This window comes from Providencia sp. PROV197 (assembly GCF_028479625.1).
Classification (GTDB): domain Bacteria; phylum Pseudomonadota; class Gammaproteobacteria; order Enterobacterales; family Enterobacteriaceae; genus Providencia; species Providencia vermicola.
Window position 1 is genome coordinate 1 of the sequence record NZ_JAMPNZ010000022.1, and the last position, 15,032, is coordinate 15,032.

A 15,032-nucleotide genomic window follows, 5' to 3' on the forward strand; every position below is an offset into this window, starting at 1 on the left:
CGCGAAATATGACGCGTAGGTGTTTATTTACGGCGCCACGTTGTCCCCGCAGATGAATCCTCCAGCACAATCCCCATCGCTGTCAGCTCATCACGCGCAGCATCGGCTTGTGCCCAATCTTTATTTTGACGTGCATCTAATCGCTGTTGAATTAACGCTTCGATTTTTGCGACTTCCGCATCATCTTCACCTTGAGCGCCGCCTTTTAGGAAGTTTTCTGGATCTTGTTCTAGTAAACCGAGCACGCCTGCTAGTTCACGCAGTTCTGCAGCCATACCATTAGCAGCAGCCATATCTTCCGTTTTCAAACGATTGATTTCACGTACCATGTCAAATAGCACAGAATAGGCTTCTGGTGTATTAAAATCATCGTTCATGGCTTCAACGAAACGGGCTTTAAAGGCTTCTCCGCCCGCTGGTTTTGCAGATTTTTCTGTGCCACGTAATGCAGTGTACATACGCTCTAACGCGGTGCGCGCTTGCTTCAGGTTTTCTTCCGTATAATTCAGTTGGCTACGATAATGGCCTGAAAGCAGGAAATAACGCACGGTTTCGGCATCGTAATACTCAAGCACATCACGAATGGTGAAGAAGTTATTGAGAGACTTCGACATTTTCTCTCTGTCTACCATGACCATGCCTGAGTGCATCCAATAGTTCACATACGGGCCATCATGCGCACAAGTGGATTGAGCAATCTCATTTTCATGATGCGGGAACATTAAATCTGAGCCGCCGCCGTGAATATCAAAATGATTACCCAATGTTTTGCTGTTCATCGCCGAACATTCAATGTGCCAGCCTGGACGACCTAAACCCCAAGGTGATTCCCAGCTTGGCTCACCTTCTTTGGACATTTTCCAAAGCACGAAGTCCATTGGATTGCGTTTAACATCCGCCACTTCAACACGCGCACCCGCTTGAAGTTGTTCTAAATCTTGGCGAGATAGCAAGCCGTAATTTGGGTCAGTTTTCACTTCGAACATCACATCGCCGTTATCTGCCACGTAAGCATGACCACGTTCAATTAAGCTTTCAGTCAGCTCAATAATTTCGCTAATATGCCGCGTTGCACGTGGCTCGCTATCAGGGCGAAGAATATTCAACGCATCGAAATCTTTGTGCATTTCCGCTAACATGCGAGTGGTGAGTTCTTCAACACTTTCCTTATTTTCCGCGGCACGTTTAATGATTTTGTCATCAATATCCGTGACGTTACGGACATAATTCAAATCATAGCCCAAATAGCGCAAATAGCGGCTAATTGCATCAAATGCCACAAATGTCCGGCCATGGCCGATATGACACAAGTCGTAGATAGTGATGCCACACACATACATCCCAATCTTTCCTGCGTGGATGGGCTTAAACTCTTCTTTTTGACGACTTAGTGTATTAAAAATTTGTAGCATCTGGACTTTTCCATGTAAGTGAAAAATGATTATCGATTTCTATCGGTAAAATACCATGTTATTGAACCCCGATCACCTTAAGAATGCAAGGGTTTACCCTGCCTTTTATTGTTGGATTCAATAGGCATTTAATACACACCTATTATGCTATAAACCACCTGCAAAACGCACTGTCGCTTCAAGTCAGGTTTTATCTGTGATATAAACGTGCAGATCTCAACGCTTTCGCAAGATAGCGCACAAAAAACAATTATTCAGGATAGCTATTATGGTTACATTTCATACCAATCACGGCGACATTGTTATCAAAACATTTGACGATAAAGCGCCAGTCACAGTCGAAAACTTTTTAACTTACTGCCGTGAAGGTTTCTACAATAATACCATTTTCCACCGTGTTATTAACGGCTTCATGATCCAAGGCGGTGGTTTTGAGCCGGGCATGGAACAAAAAAACACGAAAGCGCCTATTAAAAACGAAGCAAACAACGGTGTAAAAAATACCCGTGGCACACTAGCAATGGCTCGTACTAACGACCCACACTCTGCCACTGCACAATTCTTTATCAACGTCGTTGATAATGACTTCTTAAACTTCCGCTCAGAGCGCCCAGATGGTTGGGGTTACTGCGTATTTGCTGAAGTTGTTGAAGGTATGGACGTGGTTGATAAAATCAAAGGCGTTTCAACTGGCCGTAGCGGTTTCCACCAAGACGTTCCTCGTGAAGATGTGGTGATCGAAAAAGTGACTGTCAGCGAGTAATCCTGTCTCTATGTCTACTTACATCATTGCAGATCTGCATTTGAGTGAAGATGAACCGGCGATCACCGCCGGTTTTATCAATTTTATTCAACAACGAGCCATCCACGCCGATAGCCTGTATATCCTCGGTGATTTTTTCAATTATTGGGTGGGCGATGATGATGATAACCCGCTTCATCAGCGCGTTGCGAACGAGCTAAAACAACTCACAGCCAAAGGTATTCCTTGTTACTTTATACATGGCAACCGTGATTTTTTAATTGGTAAACGCTATGCCAAGCAGTGTGGAATGACGATTTTACCCCAAGAAACTGTTCTCGATATTTATGATAAGCGCATTTTAATTCTACACGGTGATACCTTATGCACTGATGATATGGCTTATCAAAACTACCGTAAAAAAGTTCACACTCCTTGGATACAACGTATTTTTCTCACGCTCCCTCTGTTTATTCGCCGCCGAATAGCACAGAAAATGCGTAAAAATAGCCAGTACGCCAGTAGCATGAAAACCGAGTCTATCATGGATGTTAATCCACAAGCGGTTGTTAATGCGCTACAAAGACACCAAGCGCAGTGGATGATTCATGGCCATACCCACCGCCCAGCCATTCATGAAATCAATATTGATGGCAGGCTACATTTCCGAGGTGTATTAGGTGCATGGCATCATGAAGGCTCAGCCTTTGTGATTAATGAACACGGTATTGAACTGATTTTCTTTCCCTTTGAATAATACCCATGAAAGTTCTTGCTCGTAAACGCGACTGTTTGCTTACTTATTAATCACGCAAACGTTTTCCTTGCTGCTTTGTCATGATATGATCGACTCAATTCAATTCTCCACCTTCGGGTGACGTTTTTTTCAATACAGGAAAGCACCAAATGACTGCCCAAGCTTCTGCTCAATCTGCGGCAAAAATCGCCATTGTTATGGGTTCGAAAAGTGATTGGACGACCATGCAGCACGCTGCTGATGTATTAACCGAACTCCAAATTCCTTTTCACGTCGAAATTGTTTCTGCACACCGTACACCCGATAAACTGTTTTCGTTTGCCGAAACCGCCAAAGAAAATGGTTTTGATGTGATCATTGCAGGTGCAGGTGGTGCAGCCCACCTACCAGGTATGATAGCGGCCAAAACCTTAGTGCCTGTTTTTGGTGTTCCTGTACAAAGCGCGGCACTCAGTGGTGTTGATAGCTTATATTCCATCGTTCAGATGCCAAAAGGCATCCCAGTGGGTACGCTTGCCATTGGCAAAGCTGGTGCAGCAAATGCCGCGCTGTTAGCGGCGCAAGTATTAGCCATTGCAGATACCGCTGTTTTTAATCGCTTATCCACTTGGCGTGAAATACAAACTAACGACGTACTCAATAACCCAGACCCGAGGGATGCGTAATGAAACCCGTTTGCGTACTGGGCAACGGTCAACTGGGTCGCATGCTGCGCCAAGCTGGCGAACCATTAGGTATCGCCGTTTTCCCTGTCGGATTGGATGCAGAGCCTGAAGCAGTTCCTTATCAACAAAGCGTGATCACCGCTGAAATCGAGCGTTGGCCTGAAACGCCTTTGACTAAAGAGTTAGCTAGGCACAATGCCTTTATTAACCGCGATATTTTCCCGCGTTTAGCTGACCGCTTCCCACAAAAAAGCCTGTTTGATAGCTTACATTTGTCAACCGCCCCTTGGGTACTGCTCGAATCCCCGGAGCAATGGCCTGAATTGTTTGCCTCACTGGGTGATTTTCTGATAGTCAAACGCCGAACAGGCGGCTATGACGGGCGCGGCCAATGGCGTGTACGCCCAGGTGACGAACTCAGTTTACCCGCTGAAGTTTACGGTGAGTGCATTGTAGAGCAAGGCATCCCTTTTGATGCTGAAGTCTCGGTGATTGGTGCTCGTAATGCTGCTGGGGAGTCAGTTTTTTACCCTATCACCCACAATCTACACCAAGAAGGTATCCTGCGCACCAGTGTCGCTTTTCCGAAATCCACCAATCCTCAGCAAGATCAAGCGCAAGCGATGTTAAGCGCTGTAATGGATGAGCTCGGCTATATTGGTGTGATGGCGATGGAATGCTTTGTTGTGGGCGATAAACTGCTGATCAACGAAATTGCCCCTCGCGTACATAACAGCGGACATTGGACCCAAAACGGTGCATCAATCAGCCAATTTGAGTTACATTTGCGTGCCATATTGAATCTACCAATGCCATCCCCTGAAGTATACAGCCCTGCGGTAATGGTGAACTTAATCGGCACTGATGTGAATATCGATTGGCTCAATTTGCCACTAGTTCACTTGCATTGGTATGAAAAAGAGGTGCGTCCAGCCCGTAAAGTTGGCCATTTAAACCTCTCCCACAGTGACTGTAATCAGCTAACCGAAACGCTCAGTGCACTTATCCCACTCTTACCAAATGAGTATAAAAGTGGCATTGAGTGGGCAAATGAAAAATTAGACTGGTACTCTCACCAATAAATAGGGAAAATAGCCTTAATCGATGCCCGAACTTGTTTTCGGGCATTTTGCTATTTTCGCCGTCATCCAGATGATAATTCTCCTGACTAAAGGTGTGCGGCATGACTGGAGTTACTATGTCCTCGCAGCATTTTAGTCCGTTTTATCAGTGGTGTATTTTAATTCTATTAGGGTTAGTTTATTTTTTAGCCACAGCCACGACTTTCACCTCTTTAGGCGTTGTATTGCCAGAAATGATCAGCGAGCTAAAATGGAGCTGGAGTGAAGCGGGTTTTGGCTTTACCTTATTGGGCTTGACCTGTGGGCTTGCCAGTTTCTTACCCTCTTTGCTGATCCGTAAAGTTGGCGTGCGAGCCACATTACTGCTGGGTACCTTAGTCTTTGTCGCTGGGTTTTATAGCCTGTATTCCACCAACACCATCAGTACATATTTCTTAGGTACAGCCTTGATTGGTATCGGTTTTACCTTATTAGCCACGGTGCCTGGCACTTACGTGCTTTCCCGATTATTTGAAAAACAGTCCCTCGCTTTTGGCTTGTATTTCACCATTGGTGGGCTCGGCGGAGTTGCAGGGCCATGGATTTATTTCTATGCTTCAAACCAATTGGGCTCATGGCGCATGCACTGGGTTTTGTGTGCGATTTACCTCAGCATCATCACGTTAATCACTATCTTTATGTTACGTGAAGGCAAACAAGAGCAAGAACATGCCAAGAAAGTGATGCAAAAACAAGTCAGTGATGCAAGTAAACCCATTTATCGTACAGCTGAAGTGTGGACAGTTGGACGCGCACTGCGCACATGGCAGTTCTATTTAATTGCAGCGACCTATACCTCTTTTCTATGGTGTGGTATTACCGTTAACAGTTTTGCTGTTGCCCATATCGAAGAACGTGGTTTTGGTATGACCGTTGCAGTTTCATTACTTAGTACAATGGCTTTTGTTAATGCATTTTCACGATTTATTGGCGGCGCAGCTGGAGAATGGTTGGAGCCCAAAAAACTGCTGATTGGCAGCTTAATTATCATGGTGCTTGGTGTTATCTTCCTCAGTATCGCAAGCTCTTGGTTCTGGTTAATTTTATTTGTTTTGTGCGTAGGAATTGGTTACGGCATGACGTTCTTAGCATCAAGTGTTTTGTTATCAAACTACTTTGGTCGTGGCCCCTATTTGGAGCTATTTTCTGTGGTTAACTTGATTTCAACTATCGCCTGTTTAGCGCCATTTATCGCAGGTGGGATCAAGGACTACACAGGTAGCTTCACCCCTGCATTTTTAGTCATTGCCGCCCCTGTGGTGGTTATCCTCGGCTTAACATTAATGATGAAACCGCCCGCACTCCATACCAAATAAAAAATCCCGAGCACAGGCTCGGGAAAGATTGAAACCAAGGGAAAAATAATCAGAAGACCAGATATTGGATCAAAACATGCGTTTCACATTGTGCCACGACAAACTGGAATGAGGTGGCACAAATTCAATCAAGGCTTTAACAATTCAGGGACTTTCAACAGAATAAATTCATTATCATCGGCTTGATTTGGCTCACGGCTTGATGAGAACGGGTAGTTATTGTCATTACCAACAATGATATGTTCACCGTCGACCACATCCACATTCTCAATCGTAAAGAATGGGAAGGTAAATACCCCATCATTTAAGGGTTTTCTTGCTTGACTATTTGGGTCTTTAATATTCATTAAATCAATGTACGCCTGCTTATCAACCGCTTCACCGACGTTTTTATCTGAAAACTCAATACGGTATACACGCTTAAATTTCGCTAAATTACTAAAGCAATTTTCCGTGTTCGTACTGCCTGCAGCACAGGCTTTATCCGATATCCCCTCGCCATTATCACGCTCGATGATTAGGCCATGAGTGCCATCGATTAAATTAAAATCGCCGATAGCATTTTGGTTATCTTCGAACACATACAACCAGCTTCTGCCTGTCCAATCTTGTTTTTTTACATCGAACTCAAGAATGCGTGCAGCGCGTTTACCATCCACATTTTCATAATCTTGTTTTTCATCAACCCAAATTGCCCCTTCAAGCATTGGGTACAGTTTTGAACCGTCTGGTGAGGAAGCCATACCTTCAAACCCTTTTGAGCGATTCACTTGGAAGGTGACTTTATCTGTTGGTTTTCCTGGTGTGGTGACTTGATAATGGTCTGGAGAAACCACTTTTTTGCCATCGACCTGCGTTTCAAACAAGGCTAACACTTTGCCATCCAAATCCATTTTTATCAGATATGGGCCAAATTCATCCCCTACCCATAATGCACCATTAGCAAACTGAAAACTTTCTGGGTCGAAGTCGCTGCCCGTTAAGTAACGTTCCTTTGTGCTCTCATTAATAATGTGAAAAGGAATGATTCTGTCGGGGTCATGGAAAAAAACCGTTTTGAGTGGTGTTGTTTTGCCTGATTTAAAATCAATATCGTATTGCGTCACATACAGCATAGAGTCTGGTGAATTCACTTTATTACCAAACCCATTATCCGTTAACACCCAATAGGTGCCATCCCCCATCCGTTTAATTCCTGAATGGCCTTGCAATGGCTGCCCTTTGATTGGAATGTGTTTCCCCGTTGGACGATCAGCGGATTTTCCTTCGACTTTGCCGAGAGTGTCAACGCGTGTGCCAGTGGTGAATTTTCCGCTCACTTGAAGGTCTGCAGGCGCATTTTGTGGCGCTGAAACGGTGGAATCAACGGAAAGAATGGAATGCCCCATTAATGTGGCAGGCACTTCTTGTTGAGCAAACCCTGAGAAGCTAAATGAAATCAAACTTGCCAGTAAAGAAAATGAACCCAACGTCTGTTTAATTGGGTGTGTAATTGAATTTTTATGCTGCATGGTTATGTTTCCATTTTAAGGCTATCAATAATCGACGGCGGAATCATAACCTGAGTAAATGACGATTTTGTGAAGGATTCAAGACAGTTATTTTAATTGGGCGTAAATAATTTCACGCCCAATTATTCCCTATAAATTAATCATCCATTGGGTAATCGACGGTGCTGGCTGCCTGTTCCTAATAAGCGAAGACCTAGCCATCCCCCACAAATCGACAACAAAATAGCTGCGCACAGTGGTAATAATAGCCACATACGCCATTCAGGTTGCCATGGAAAATCAAACACTTTACTTTGCAATAACCACAAGGCAATTTCAGCACCAAAGGCCGCAGCAAGGCCTGCCATTAAGCCAAGTAATGCAAACTCGCTCCATAATGTTCTGCGCATCAGCTTTCTGCTCGCACCTAAGGTGCGATAGACCACCAGTTCGCGCTCACGTTGGCTCATTCCCACTTGAATCTGTGCCAACAATAACAGCAAGCCACAGAAAATCACTAAGACGACCATCACTTCAAGAGCTTGGCTGACTTGCTGAAGGATTTGCTGAATCTGTGTAATGATCGCCCCTGTATCCAGCACATTTATGGTTGGGTAATGGCGGCTAAGTTGCGTCAATAACTGGCCGTCCCCCTCATAATGGAAACTACTCAGCCATGTTGCTGGCATTTTCGACAAGCTTTCTTCCGAAAAAATAAAATAAAAATTCGGTCGTAAACTTTCCCAATCCACAGTGCGGATGCTGCTTACCGTCGCCGTAAAAACTTGAGCTCCTGCGTTAAATGTCAGTTTATCCCCCAGTTTTAACCCTAGCTCTTTCACCACGGTTTGTTCAATGGAAACCTCCCCCGCTTTCGGCGGCCACGTGCCTTCATTCACGATATTCGCAGGGGCCAATTGAGATTGCCACGTTAAGCTTAATTCACGCCGTACCGTATTATTATTTGGGTCACGTTTATCGGCCCATTCAATCGCTGACTGGTCATTAATATCGGTTAAACGCGCTAAAACCACAGGATTGAATTCCGTTGGCTTCACTTGATACTGTGCCAGTAACTCAGTCACAGGTTTAAGCTGTGATTGGTTCATGTTAATCAAGAAATAGTTCGGGCTATCTGCTGGCAATTGCTGCTGCCAGCGGTCAAGTAAATCACCCCGAACTAAAATTAATAATGCCAGTAACATAAACGAGAGCGAAAAGGCGCTCATTTGGGTGATAGTTTGCAACGGTTGGCGCAACAAGCGGCTGACCGAAAGGCGTAAACTCAGCTGGCGAAATTTAATATGGCGCAGCCCCCAAAGCCCGACCCAACCAATTAAAGCCAATAGAATCGCCACGACAACAATCCCTGCAAGAATCGACCATAACAGGGGGTTTACTCCCGCAAAAATAAATAACCCGCCCACGACAATTAATATAACCACAGGGAGATAATAATGCAGCGGCCATACTGGGGATTTTGCATCTTCACGTAACACCCGAGAAGGTTGGGTCGCCATCAATTGGTAATAAGGACGGCTGCCTACAATAATGGCAATGATAAACAATGTCCCTATCGCCCAGACCCACGGCATTAGGCTAGCAGGAGGCAATTCTTTTGGCAGCATTGCGCCTAGAATTTGCATCAAAATGCCTTCAAAGGCTAGCCCTAATAACGAACCTAATAACGCCGCTGCCACTAAAATTACCAACCACTGGCCAATGATCCATTTACGCAGCGCACTGCGCCCAGCCCCAAGTGTTTTTAGAACCGCAATAAGCTGGTGGCGGCTACGGCAATAGTGGGTCATAGAAACCACAACAGCTGCAATCGCCAGTAATAAGGTTAATAATACGGATAACAACAAAAATTGCTGAGCACGTTGGAAAGTTTTCCCCACCGCGCCATTGTCTTCACTTAAGGTATACCATCGCTGGTCATTGCGCAGTTCTTTATCAAACTTTTGCTTAAATGCATCAATAACTTGGCTATCACCCGCGAACATATCGCGATAGGTTAAACGGCTACCTAACTGAATCGCCCCCGTTAACGGTGCATCTTCAATCGCAATTAATACTCGAGGGGCAATTTGGAATGGATTGAAGCCACTATCGGGCTCTTGGAGTAATTTCCCCGAAACCTTTAACGTCGCATCGCCGATATCAATATTATCGCCAATATTCAGGTTCAATAACTCTAATAAGCGAGGTGCCACTAACACCTCCCCTTGGTTTGGTACTAACCCTTCAGGTTCTGTAACTAACTCGCCATACAGCGGATAAGCCTTATCGGCGGCTTTGACTAACACCAGCTGTGGGCGGGCATCTTCATCTTCCGTTGCATAGGCCATCGTCGAAAATGATATCTGCTGGCTCAGTTTTAACCCATCTTTTTGTGCCTCTTGCAACCAAGCGGGCTCGCTCGGGTGTGAGGAACGCAGAACCAGATCCCCTGCAAGTAGCTCACGGCTTTGGTAGCTCATGCTGTTTTCGATACGATCACTAATGCGCCCTAACGCTAAAACACAGGCAACGGCGAGAGTGAGTGCTAACCAGACAATCAATAATGACGGCGTTTTCCATTCACGCCAAAACCAACGCCAAATCATGCTTCTTCCCTCAGTTGTCCATCAACCAAGCGTAAGCGACGCTGACAACGTGCAGCGAGTTCGTTATCGTGTGTAACTAAAATCAGCGTAGTACCATGTTCTTTGTTCATGGCAAACAGCAAGTCCGCGATTTTATCCCCAGTCTGTCTATCAAGGTTACCTGTCGGCTCATCGGCAAATAAAATTTGTGGACGACCGTTAAATGCGCGTGCCAGTGCCACACGCTGTTGTTCGCCACCAGAAAGTTGTGGCGGCATATGCTTCATGCGATCTTTCAAGCCTAAATCAGTCAGTAATTCAGCGGCATGTTGGTGGCTAGATGACTCTGGCTCTCCACGCAACAAGGAAGGTAGCTGCACGTTTTCAATCGCATTTAATGTAGGGATTAACATAAACGATTGGAACACAAACCCCACGCTTTGCGCGCGCAAACGAGCTCGTTCCTCTTCATCCATGCGGGTCAGGTCTTGCCCCAATAAATTGACCGAGCCACACGTACCGTCATCTAAGCCCGCAATGATCCCAAGCAGAGTTGATTTCCCCGATCCTGACTCGCCAATTAAAGCAATTGTTTGACCAGACTCGACAATTAGCTCAACACCTTGCAATATAGTCAGTTCATGTTCACCTTGACCAACACGTTTAATGAGATGATGAACTTCAAGAATATTATTCGCCGACATATATTGGTTTTTCTCCTGTTACTGACTGCAAGTGGACACGCCCTTGCGTCAACTAAGCTATTGATCTTAGGTGATAGCCTAAGTGCAGGCTACCGTTTACCCGCTGAGCAGGCGTGGGCCTCTTTGCTTGCCAACCGCTGGCAGAAACTGTCTCCGCCTATTGAGGTGGTCAATGGCAGCATTAGTGGCAATACATCAGCACAAGGGCTGGAACGCCTTTCTACCTTATTGGAACAAAATAAACCGAGCTGGGTGCTGATCGAGTTAGGTGCTAACGATGGTCTGCAAGGCTTACCTGTCGAACAACTGGAAACTAATTTACAGCAAATAATCGACCAAATCGTGCAATCGGGTGCAAAACCGCTCTTAATGCAAATTCGTATTCCACCAAATTATGGAAAACGTTATACAACAAGCTTTGAAAAAGTGTACCCGAAACTGGCGGATAGCAATCAAATTCCGTTACTGCCTTTTTACATGGAAACCGTTATCACTAAGCCTGAGTGGATACAACAAGATGGGATTCACCCGACGGTTGAAGCACAGTCATCCATTGCTGACTTTATGGAAAAACAACTTTCCGCACATATTTTACCCTCAAACAAGTAAAATAGACGGTAAACAAACGCGATAAAGGGCTCTTTATACGCGAAATAAATTCAGTTGCATGAAATGAAGGTAAAGTTATGCAAACATCCGCACGAAACGGAAAATCGGTTCTGATCACTGGAGCATCAAGCGGTATAGGCTTTTGTGCTGCCCAAACTCTGCGCCAACGGGGCTACCATGTGATTGTCGCCTGTCGCAAAGAGAGCGATATCTTCCGCTTAAGAGACCTTGGCTTTGATACAGTTGCTCTCGACCTTGATGATAAGAATAGCATAGATACAGCGGCAAAAGAGGTGTTAACACTCTGTAATCACCGACTTTTCGGATTATTCAACAATGCGGGTTTTGGGGTTTATGGGCCATTGAACAGTGTTAGTCGGGAACAACTCGAAGCCCAGTTTTCCACAAACTTTTTCGGCGTGCACCAATTGACCTTCCAACTGCTACCCGCCATGCTAGCACACCATGAAGGGCGCATTGTGCAAACCAGTTCGGTGATGGGCATTATCTCTACCCCAGGTCGTGGTGCTTATGCAGCGAGCAAATATGCCTTGGAAGGTTGGTCAGATGCCTTACGGTTAGAGCTAAAAGGCAGTGGTGTTTTCGTGAGTTTGATTGAGCCAGGGCCAATTCACACGGCATTCACTCAAAATGTTGAACAAACTCAAAAAGATAAACCTGTTAAAAACCCAGGGATCGCCTCGCGCTTTACCTTAACCCCAGAGCATGTGGTGGAAAAGCTTATCCATGCGTTAGAAAGCCCACGCCCACGCGTGCGTTATTCTGTCACGCTTTTAACAGTGGCAGTCCGAGTGCTTAAACGTGTTTTACCTGACAAACTGATGGATAGAATACTGGCAAATCAGGGAAAAAAGGCTTGAAAAAAGCAAATTAAGCCCCACTCTACTATTAATGCTAACTCATTCAAAAGAGATACCCTATGTTTGCGAATAACGCACAAATTATTGATATTAACGAAACTAATCTTCATCAAGTCATTGAACAATCAATGAACTTACCCGTCATGTTTTACTTTTGGTCACCTCGTAGCCCTCATTGCCAAGAGTTTGGCTCAATGTTGGAAAAAATTGCCAACGACTACGCAGGTTTATATATCTTAGCTAAAGTTAACTGTGACGAAGAACAAATGATTGCCAGCCAGTTTGGCTTAAAAGCCATCCCAACGGTATATGTCCTGCAAAATGGCCGACCCGTTGATGGCTTTGAAGGGCCGCAACCGGAAGAGGTCGTGTTAGAGATTTTATCTCGTGTTCTACCAAGCCCTGAAGAGTTAAAAGCGGCACAAGCGGCTGAATTAATAGCGGAAGGTAAAACACAAGAAGCGTTGCCTCTGCTGAAAGAAGCTCATCAACTAAACCCGAAAAATAGCGATATCACGCTGTTATTGGCAGAAACGCAAATTAACCTAAAACTCGTCGATGATGCACAAACCACCTTAGATGTGGTGCCATTACAAGACAAAGACAGTCGTTATCAAGGGCTGATTGCACAAATTGAGTTGTTAAAACAAGCAGCGGATACCCCTGAAATTCAACAATTACAGGACGAATTTAATCAAGATCCGCAAAATACCACGTTAGCCGTTCAATTAGCACTAAAATTACATGAAGTGAACCGTAATGAAGAAGCCCTTGAAATGTTATTTAGCTTCTTACGTAAAGATTTAGGTGCGGGTGACGGTGCTGTGAAAAAAACCATGATGGATATTATGTCCGCCATGGGTACTGGCGATGCGATTGCGAGTAAATATCGCCGCCAAATGTATTCATTACTTTATTAATTAAGGGTTAGATATGGACTTGTTCGCCTTTGGTGCCATTCCGATTATTATTTTTGTAGCCATCGTTATTGTTTTCACCTGCGTTAAAACAGTACCGCAGGGTTTTCAATGGACAGTTGAACGTTTTGGGCGTTACACCCGTACATTGCAACCTGGGCTGCATATCATTGTGCCATTTATGGACAAAATCGGCCGTCGTATCAATATGATGGAACAAGTCCTTGATATCCCATCACAAGAAGTTATTTCACGGGATAACGCCAACGTCACTATTGATGCCGTGTGCTTTATTCAAGTGGTTGACCCTGTTCGTGCTGCTTATGAAGTCAGTAATTTAGAACTGTCCGTGCTTAATCTGACAATGACCAATATTCGTACCGTGTTAGGGTCTATGGAACTTGATGAAATGCTGTCTCAACGAGATTCGATCAACTCCCGCTTATTGCATGTGGTGGATGAAGCAACTAACCCATGGGGTGTGAAAATCACCCGTATTGAAATTCGTGATGTGAAACCGCCAAAAGAACTTATCAGCGCGATGAATGCGCAGATGAAAGCGGAACGAACAAAACGTGCCGATATTTTAGAAGCGGAAGGTATTCGTCAAGCGGCAATCCTTAAAGCGGAAGGTGAAAAACAATCACAAATTTTAAAAGCCGAAGGGGAAAGACAATCTGCTTTCTTACAAGCTGAAGCGCGTGAAAGGGCTGCAGAAGCTGAAGCGAGAGCAACCCAAATGGTATCTGAAGCAATTGCCGCTGGGGATATGCAAGCCATTAACTACTTCGTGGCACAGAAATACACAGATGCGTTAACCAGTATTGGCTCGGCTCAAAATAGCAAAGTGATTATGATGCCATTAGAAGCCAGCAATTTAATGGGCGCGATCGGCGGTATTACCGAACTCATTAGCGAAAGCAAAAAAACAACACAAAAGGCGAAAGAATGATAGAGCTTATCAGCGCTCAACCCGCATGGTTTTGGCTGTGCCTCGGTGGGCTATTGCTGATTGCTGAGTTACTCGGCACGGGTGGCTATTTGCTTTGGTCGGGGATTGCCGCTGTCGCCGTCGGTTTATTGACTTGGGCTTTACCCTTCCTAAATTGGGAGTGGCAAGGGATTTTATTTGCCGTCTTTACCCTTGTTTCTGCCGTGTTATGGCGCAAATGGTTAAGCGGCCGTAAAAGAAGCAAAGCTGACGATGTCAATCAAATCAGCCACCAGCTTGTGGGGGTTAAAGCGCGTTTGTTAACGGATACCGAAGAAGGCTTTAGCCGTGTTCGCCTTGCTGATGGCAGCTGGCGGGTTTTCAGCGATGTCCCACTTCTTGCTAATACTGAAGTAGTGGTCATCGCCGTTGATGGCATTACATTGCAAGTTAAACCTTCTGGTGATGGCAACAGCCACGTGCCAGGTGGTCAATAATTGGGCAGTTAGCGCCATCATCCCCTGGGCACACATCCACCAGCTCCTGTAATGTATCGCGGATTGCAGACAGTTTAAAAATTGTCTGCTCTATTTCATTTATCTTAGCAATGGTCGTGCTTTTCACATCAGCACTGTGTCTGGTTGGATTACGAAACAGCCCAAGCAGTTCACCGCATTCATCCAAGGTAAAGCCAACATCCTTCGCTTGTTTTAGCAATATCAATTCGTTTAAATGCCGTTCTTGGTAATAGCGGTAGCTATTCTCCCCTCTTTCAGGTGGCGTAATCAGCCCTTTATCTTCATAAAAACGGATTGCTTTTGCAGTTAGGCCTGTTTTTTTGGCAATTTCACTAATATTCATAATAACCCCTTGACCTTAACCTTGCTGGAAGGTGTAAC

15 protein-coding genes are annotated in these 15,032 nt (G+C 44.9%); 10 read left to right on the forward strand and 5 right to left on the reverse strand.

Translation table 11 applies throughout. The features are described 5' to 3' along the window. Nucleotides 1-23: 23 nt before the first annotated feature. Nucleotides 24-1,412: a cysteine--tRNA ligase gene (cysS, locus tag PR808_RS13160; RefSeq protein WP_272539447.1), complete on the reverse strand. Its 1,389-nt coding sequence runs from the start codon at nucleotides 1,410-1,412 to the stop codon at nucleotides 24-26. A gap of 268 nt (nucleotides 1,413-1,680) precedes the next feature. Between cysS and ppiB the strand changes: the two genes are divergently transcribed. The 5 genes from ppiB (at nucleotide 1,681) to PR808_RS13185 (ending at nucleotide 6,013) form a co-directional block, all read left to right on the forward strand. Continuing rightward, nucleotides 1,681-2,175, forward strand: a complete 495-nt coding sequence (ppiB, locus tag PR808_RS13165; RefSeq protein ID WP_047756161.1) for a peptidylprolyl isomerase B — start codon at nucleotides 1,681-1,683, stop codon at nucleotides 2,173-2,175. Between the two features lie 10 nt (nucleotides 2,176-2,185). Then, nucleotides 2,186-2,911, forward strand: a complete 726-nt coding sequence (gene lpxH / locus PR808_RS13170; protein WP_272539448.1) for a UDP-2,3-diacylglucosamine diphosphatase — start codon at nucleotides 2,186-2,188, stop codon at nucleotides 2,909-2,911. Between the two features lie 149 nt (nucleotides 2,912-3,060). Further along, nucleotides 3,061-3,576, forward strand: a complete 516-nt coding sequence (gene purE, locus PR808_RS13175) for a 5-(carboxyamino)imidazole ribonucleotide mutase (protein WP_206082897.1) — start codon at nucleotides 3,061-3,063, stop codon at nucleotides 3,574-3,576. Beyond that, nucleotides 3,576-4,658, forward strand: coding sequence for a 5-(carboxyamino)imidazole ribonucleotide synthase (gene purK, locus PR808_RS13180; RefSeq protein WP_272539449.1), 1,083 nt, complete (start codon nucleotides 3,576-3,578; stop codon nucleotides 4,656-4,658). Before purE ends, purK begins: the two co-directional genes overlap by 1 nt. A 116-nt stretch (nucleotides 4,659-4,774) precedes the next feature. Further along, a complete protein-coding gene (locus PR808_RS13185; protein WP_206083035.1) occupies nucleotides 4,775-6,013 on the forward strand; it encodes an MFS transporter in 1,239 nt (412 codons plus the stop codon). 128 nt (nucleotides 6,014-6,141) lie between these two features. On the opposite strand, the gene PR808_RS13190 is transcribed toward PR808_RS13185, so the two are convergent. The 3 genes from PR808_RS13190 to ybbA all read right to left on the reverse strand — a co-directional run bounded on the left by PR808_RS13190 (nucleotide 6,142) and on the right by ybbA (nucleotide 10,795). Further along, nucleotides 6,142-7,524: an esterase-like activity of phytase family protein gene (locus tag PR808_RS13190; RefSeq protein ID WP_272539450.1), complete on the reverse strand. Its 1,383-nt coding sequence runs from the start codon at nucleotides 7,522-7,524 to the stop codon at nucleotides 6,142-6,144. A gap of 140 nt (nucleotides 7,525-7,664) precedes the next feature. Further along, nucleotides 7,665-10,112: a putative ABC transporter permease subunit YbbP gene (gene ybbP / locus PR808_RS13195; RefSeq protein WP_272539451.1), complete on the reverse strand. Its 2,448-nt coding sequence runs from the start codon at nucleotides 10,110-10,112 to the stop codon at nucleotides 7,665-7,667. Next, nucleotides 10,109-10,795, reverse strand: a complete 687-nt coding sequence (gene ybbA / locus PR808_RS13200; protein WP_206082905.1) for a putative ABC transporter ATP-binding protein YbbA — start codon at nucleotides 10,793-10,795, stop codon at nucleotides 10,109-10,111. Before ybbA ends, ybbP begins: the two co-directional genes overlap by 4 nt. Here ybbA and tesA point away from each other — a divergent pair. The 5 genes from tesA (at nucleotide 10,763) to PR808_RS13225 (ending at nucleotide 14,630) form a co-directional block, all read left to right on the forward strand. Beyond that, a complete protein-coding gene (gene tesA / locus PR808_RS13205; protein ID WP_206082906.1) occupies nucleotides 10,763-11,404 on the forward strand; it encodes a multifunctional acyl-CoA thioesterase I/protease I/lysophospholipase L1 in 642 nt (213 codons plus the stop codon). The two genes, ybbA and tesA, sit on opposite strands and share 33 nt — an antisense overlap. Nucleotides 11,405-11,481: 77 nt before the next feature. Beyond that, nucleotides 11,482-12,285 (forward strand): SDR family oxidoreductase, encoded by an 804-nt coding sequence (locus tag PR808_RS13210; protein WP_272539452.1) that lies wholly within the window; start codon nucleotides 11,482-11,484, stop codon nucleotides 12,283-12,285. A gap of 59 nt (nucleotides 12,286-12,344) precedes the next feature. Further along, nucleotides 12,345-13,205, forward strand: coding sequence for a co-chaperone YbbN (locus PR808_RS13215; protein WP_206082908.1), 861 nt, complete (start codon nucleotides 12,345-12,347; stop codon nucleotides 13,203-13,205). A 13-nt stretch (nucleotides 13,206-13,218) separates the two neighbouring features. Beyond that, nucleotides 13,219-14,154, forward strand: coding sequence for an SPFH domain-containing protein (locus PR808_RS13220; protein ID WP_206082909.1), 936 nt, complete (start codon nucleotides 13,219-13,221; stop codon nucleotides 14,152-14,154). Next, entirely contained in the window at nucleotides 14,151-14,630 is a 480-nt protein-coding gene (locus tag PR808_RS13225) for an NfeD family protein (RefSeq protein ID WP_272539453.1), read from the forward strand. Before PR808_RS13220 ends, PR808_RS13225 begins: the two co-directional genes overlap by 4 nt. Here the strand turns inward: PR808_RS13225 and cueR are convergent. Next, nucleotides 14,584-14,994 carry a Cu(I)-responsive transcriptional regulator gene (gene cueR / locus PR808_RS13230; RefSeq protein ID WP_206082911.1) on the reverse strand — a complete coding sequence of 137 codons (411 nt, stop codon included), beginning with the start codon at nucleotides 14,992-14,994 and terminating at the stop codon, nucleotides 14,584-14,586. The two genes, PR808_RS13225 and cueR, sit on opposite strands and share 47 nt — an antisense overlap. Nucleotides 14,995-15,032 lie beyond the last annotated feature (38 nt).

Excerpts from the sequence above, each read along its gene's own strand:
- cueR (WP_206082911.1), bottom strand. The coding sequence starts at position 14,994 with ATGAATATTAGTGAAATTGCCAAAAAAACAGGCCTAACTGCAAAAGCA.
- tesA (WP_206082906.1), top strand. The coding sequence starts at position 10,763 with ATGATGAACTTCAAGAATATTATTCGCCGACATATATTGGTTTTTCTC.
- PR808_RS13220 (WP_206082909.1), top strand. The coding sequence starts at position 13,219 with ATGGACTTGTTCGCCTTTGGTGCCATTCCGATTATTATTTTTGTAGCC.
- purE (WP_206082897.1), top strand. The coding sequence starts at position 3,061 with ATGACTGCCCAAGCTTCTGCTCAATCTGCGGCAAAAATCGCCATTGTT.
- PR808_RS13190 (WP_272539450.1), bottom strand. The coding sequence starts at position 7,524 with ATGCAGCATAAAAATTCAATTACACACCCAATTAAACAGACGTTGGGT.
- cysS (WP_272539447.1), bottom strand. The coding sequence starts at position 1,412 with ATGCTACAAATTTTTAATACACTAAGTCGTCAAAAAGAAGAGTTTAAG.
- PR808_RS13225 (WP_272539453.1), top strand. The coding sequence starts at position 14,151 with ATGATAGAGCTTATCAGCGCTCAACCCGCATGGTTTTGGCTGTGCCTC.
- ybbP (WP_272539451.1), bottom strand. The coding sequence starts at position 10,112 with ATGATTTGGCGTTGGTTTTGGCGTGAATGGAAAACGCCGTCATTATTG.
- lpxH (WP_272539448.1), top strand. The coding sequence starts at position 2,186 with ATGTCTACTTACATCATTGCAGATCTGCATTTGAGTGAAGATGAACCG.
- PR808_RS13215 (WP_206082908.1), top strand. The coding sequence starts at position 12,345 with ATGTTTGCGAATAACGCACAAATTATTGATATTAACGAAACTAATCTT.
- ybbA (WP_206082905.1), bottom strand. The coding sequence starts at position 10,795 with ATGTCGGCGAATAATATTCTTGAAGTTCATCATCTCATTAAACGTGTT.
- PR808_RS13185 (WP_206083035.1), top strand. The coding sequence starts at position 4,775 with ATGTCCTCGCAGCATTTTAGTCCGTTTTATCAGTGGTGTATTTTAATT.
- ppiB (WP_047756161.1), top strand. The coding sequence starts at position 1,681 with ATGGTTACATTTCATACCAATCACGGCGACATTGTTATCAAAACATTT.
- PR808_RS13210 (WP_272539452.1), top strand. The coding sequence starts at position 11,482 with ATGCAAACATCCGCACGAAACGGAAAATCGGTTCTGATCACTGGAGCA.
- purK (WP_272539449.1), top strand. The coding sequence starts at position 3,576 with ATGAAACCCGTTTGCGTACTGGGCAACGGTCAACTGGGTCGCATGCTG.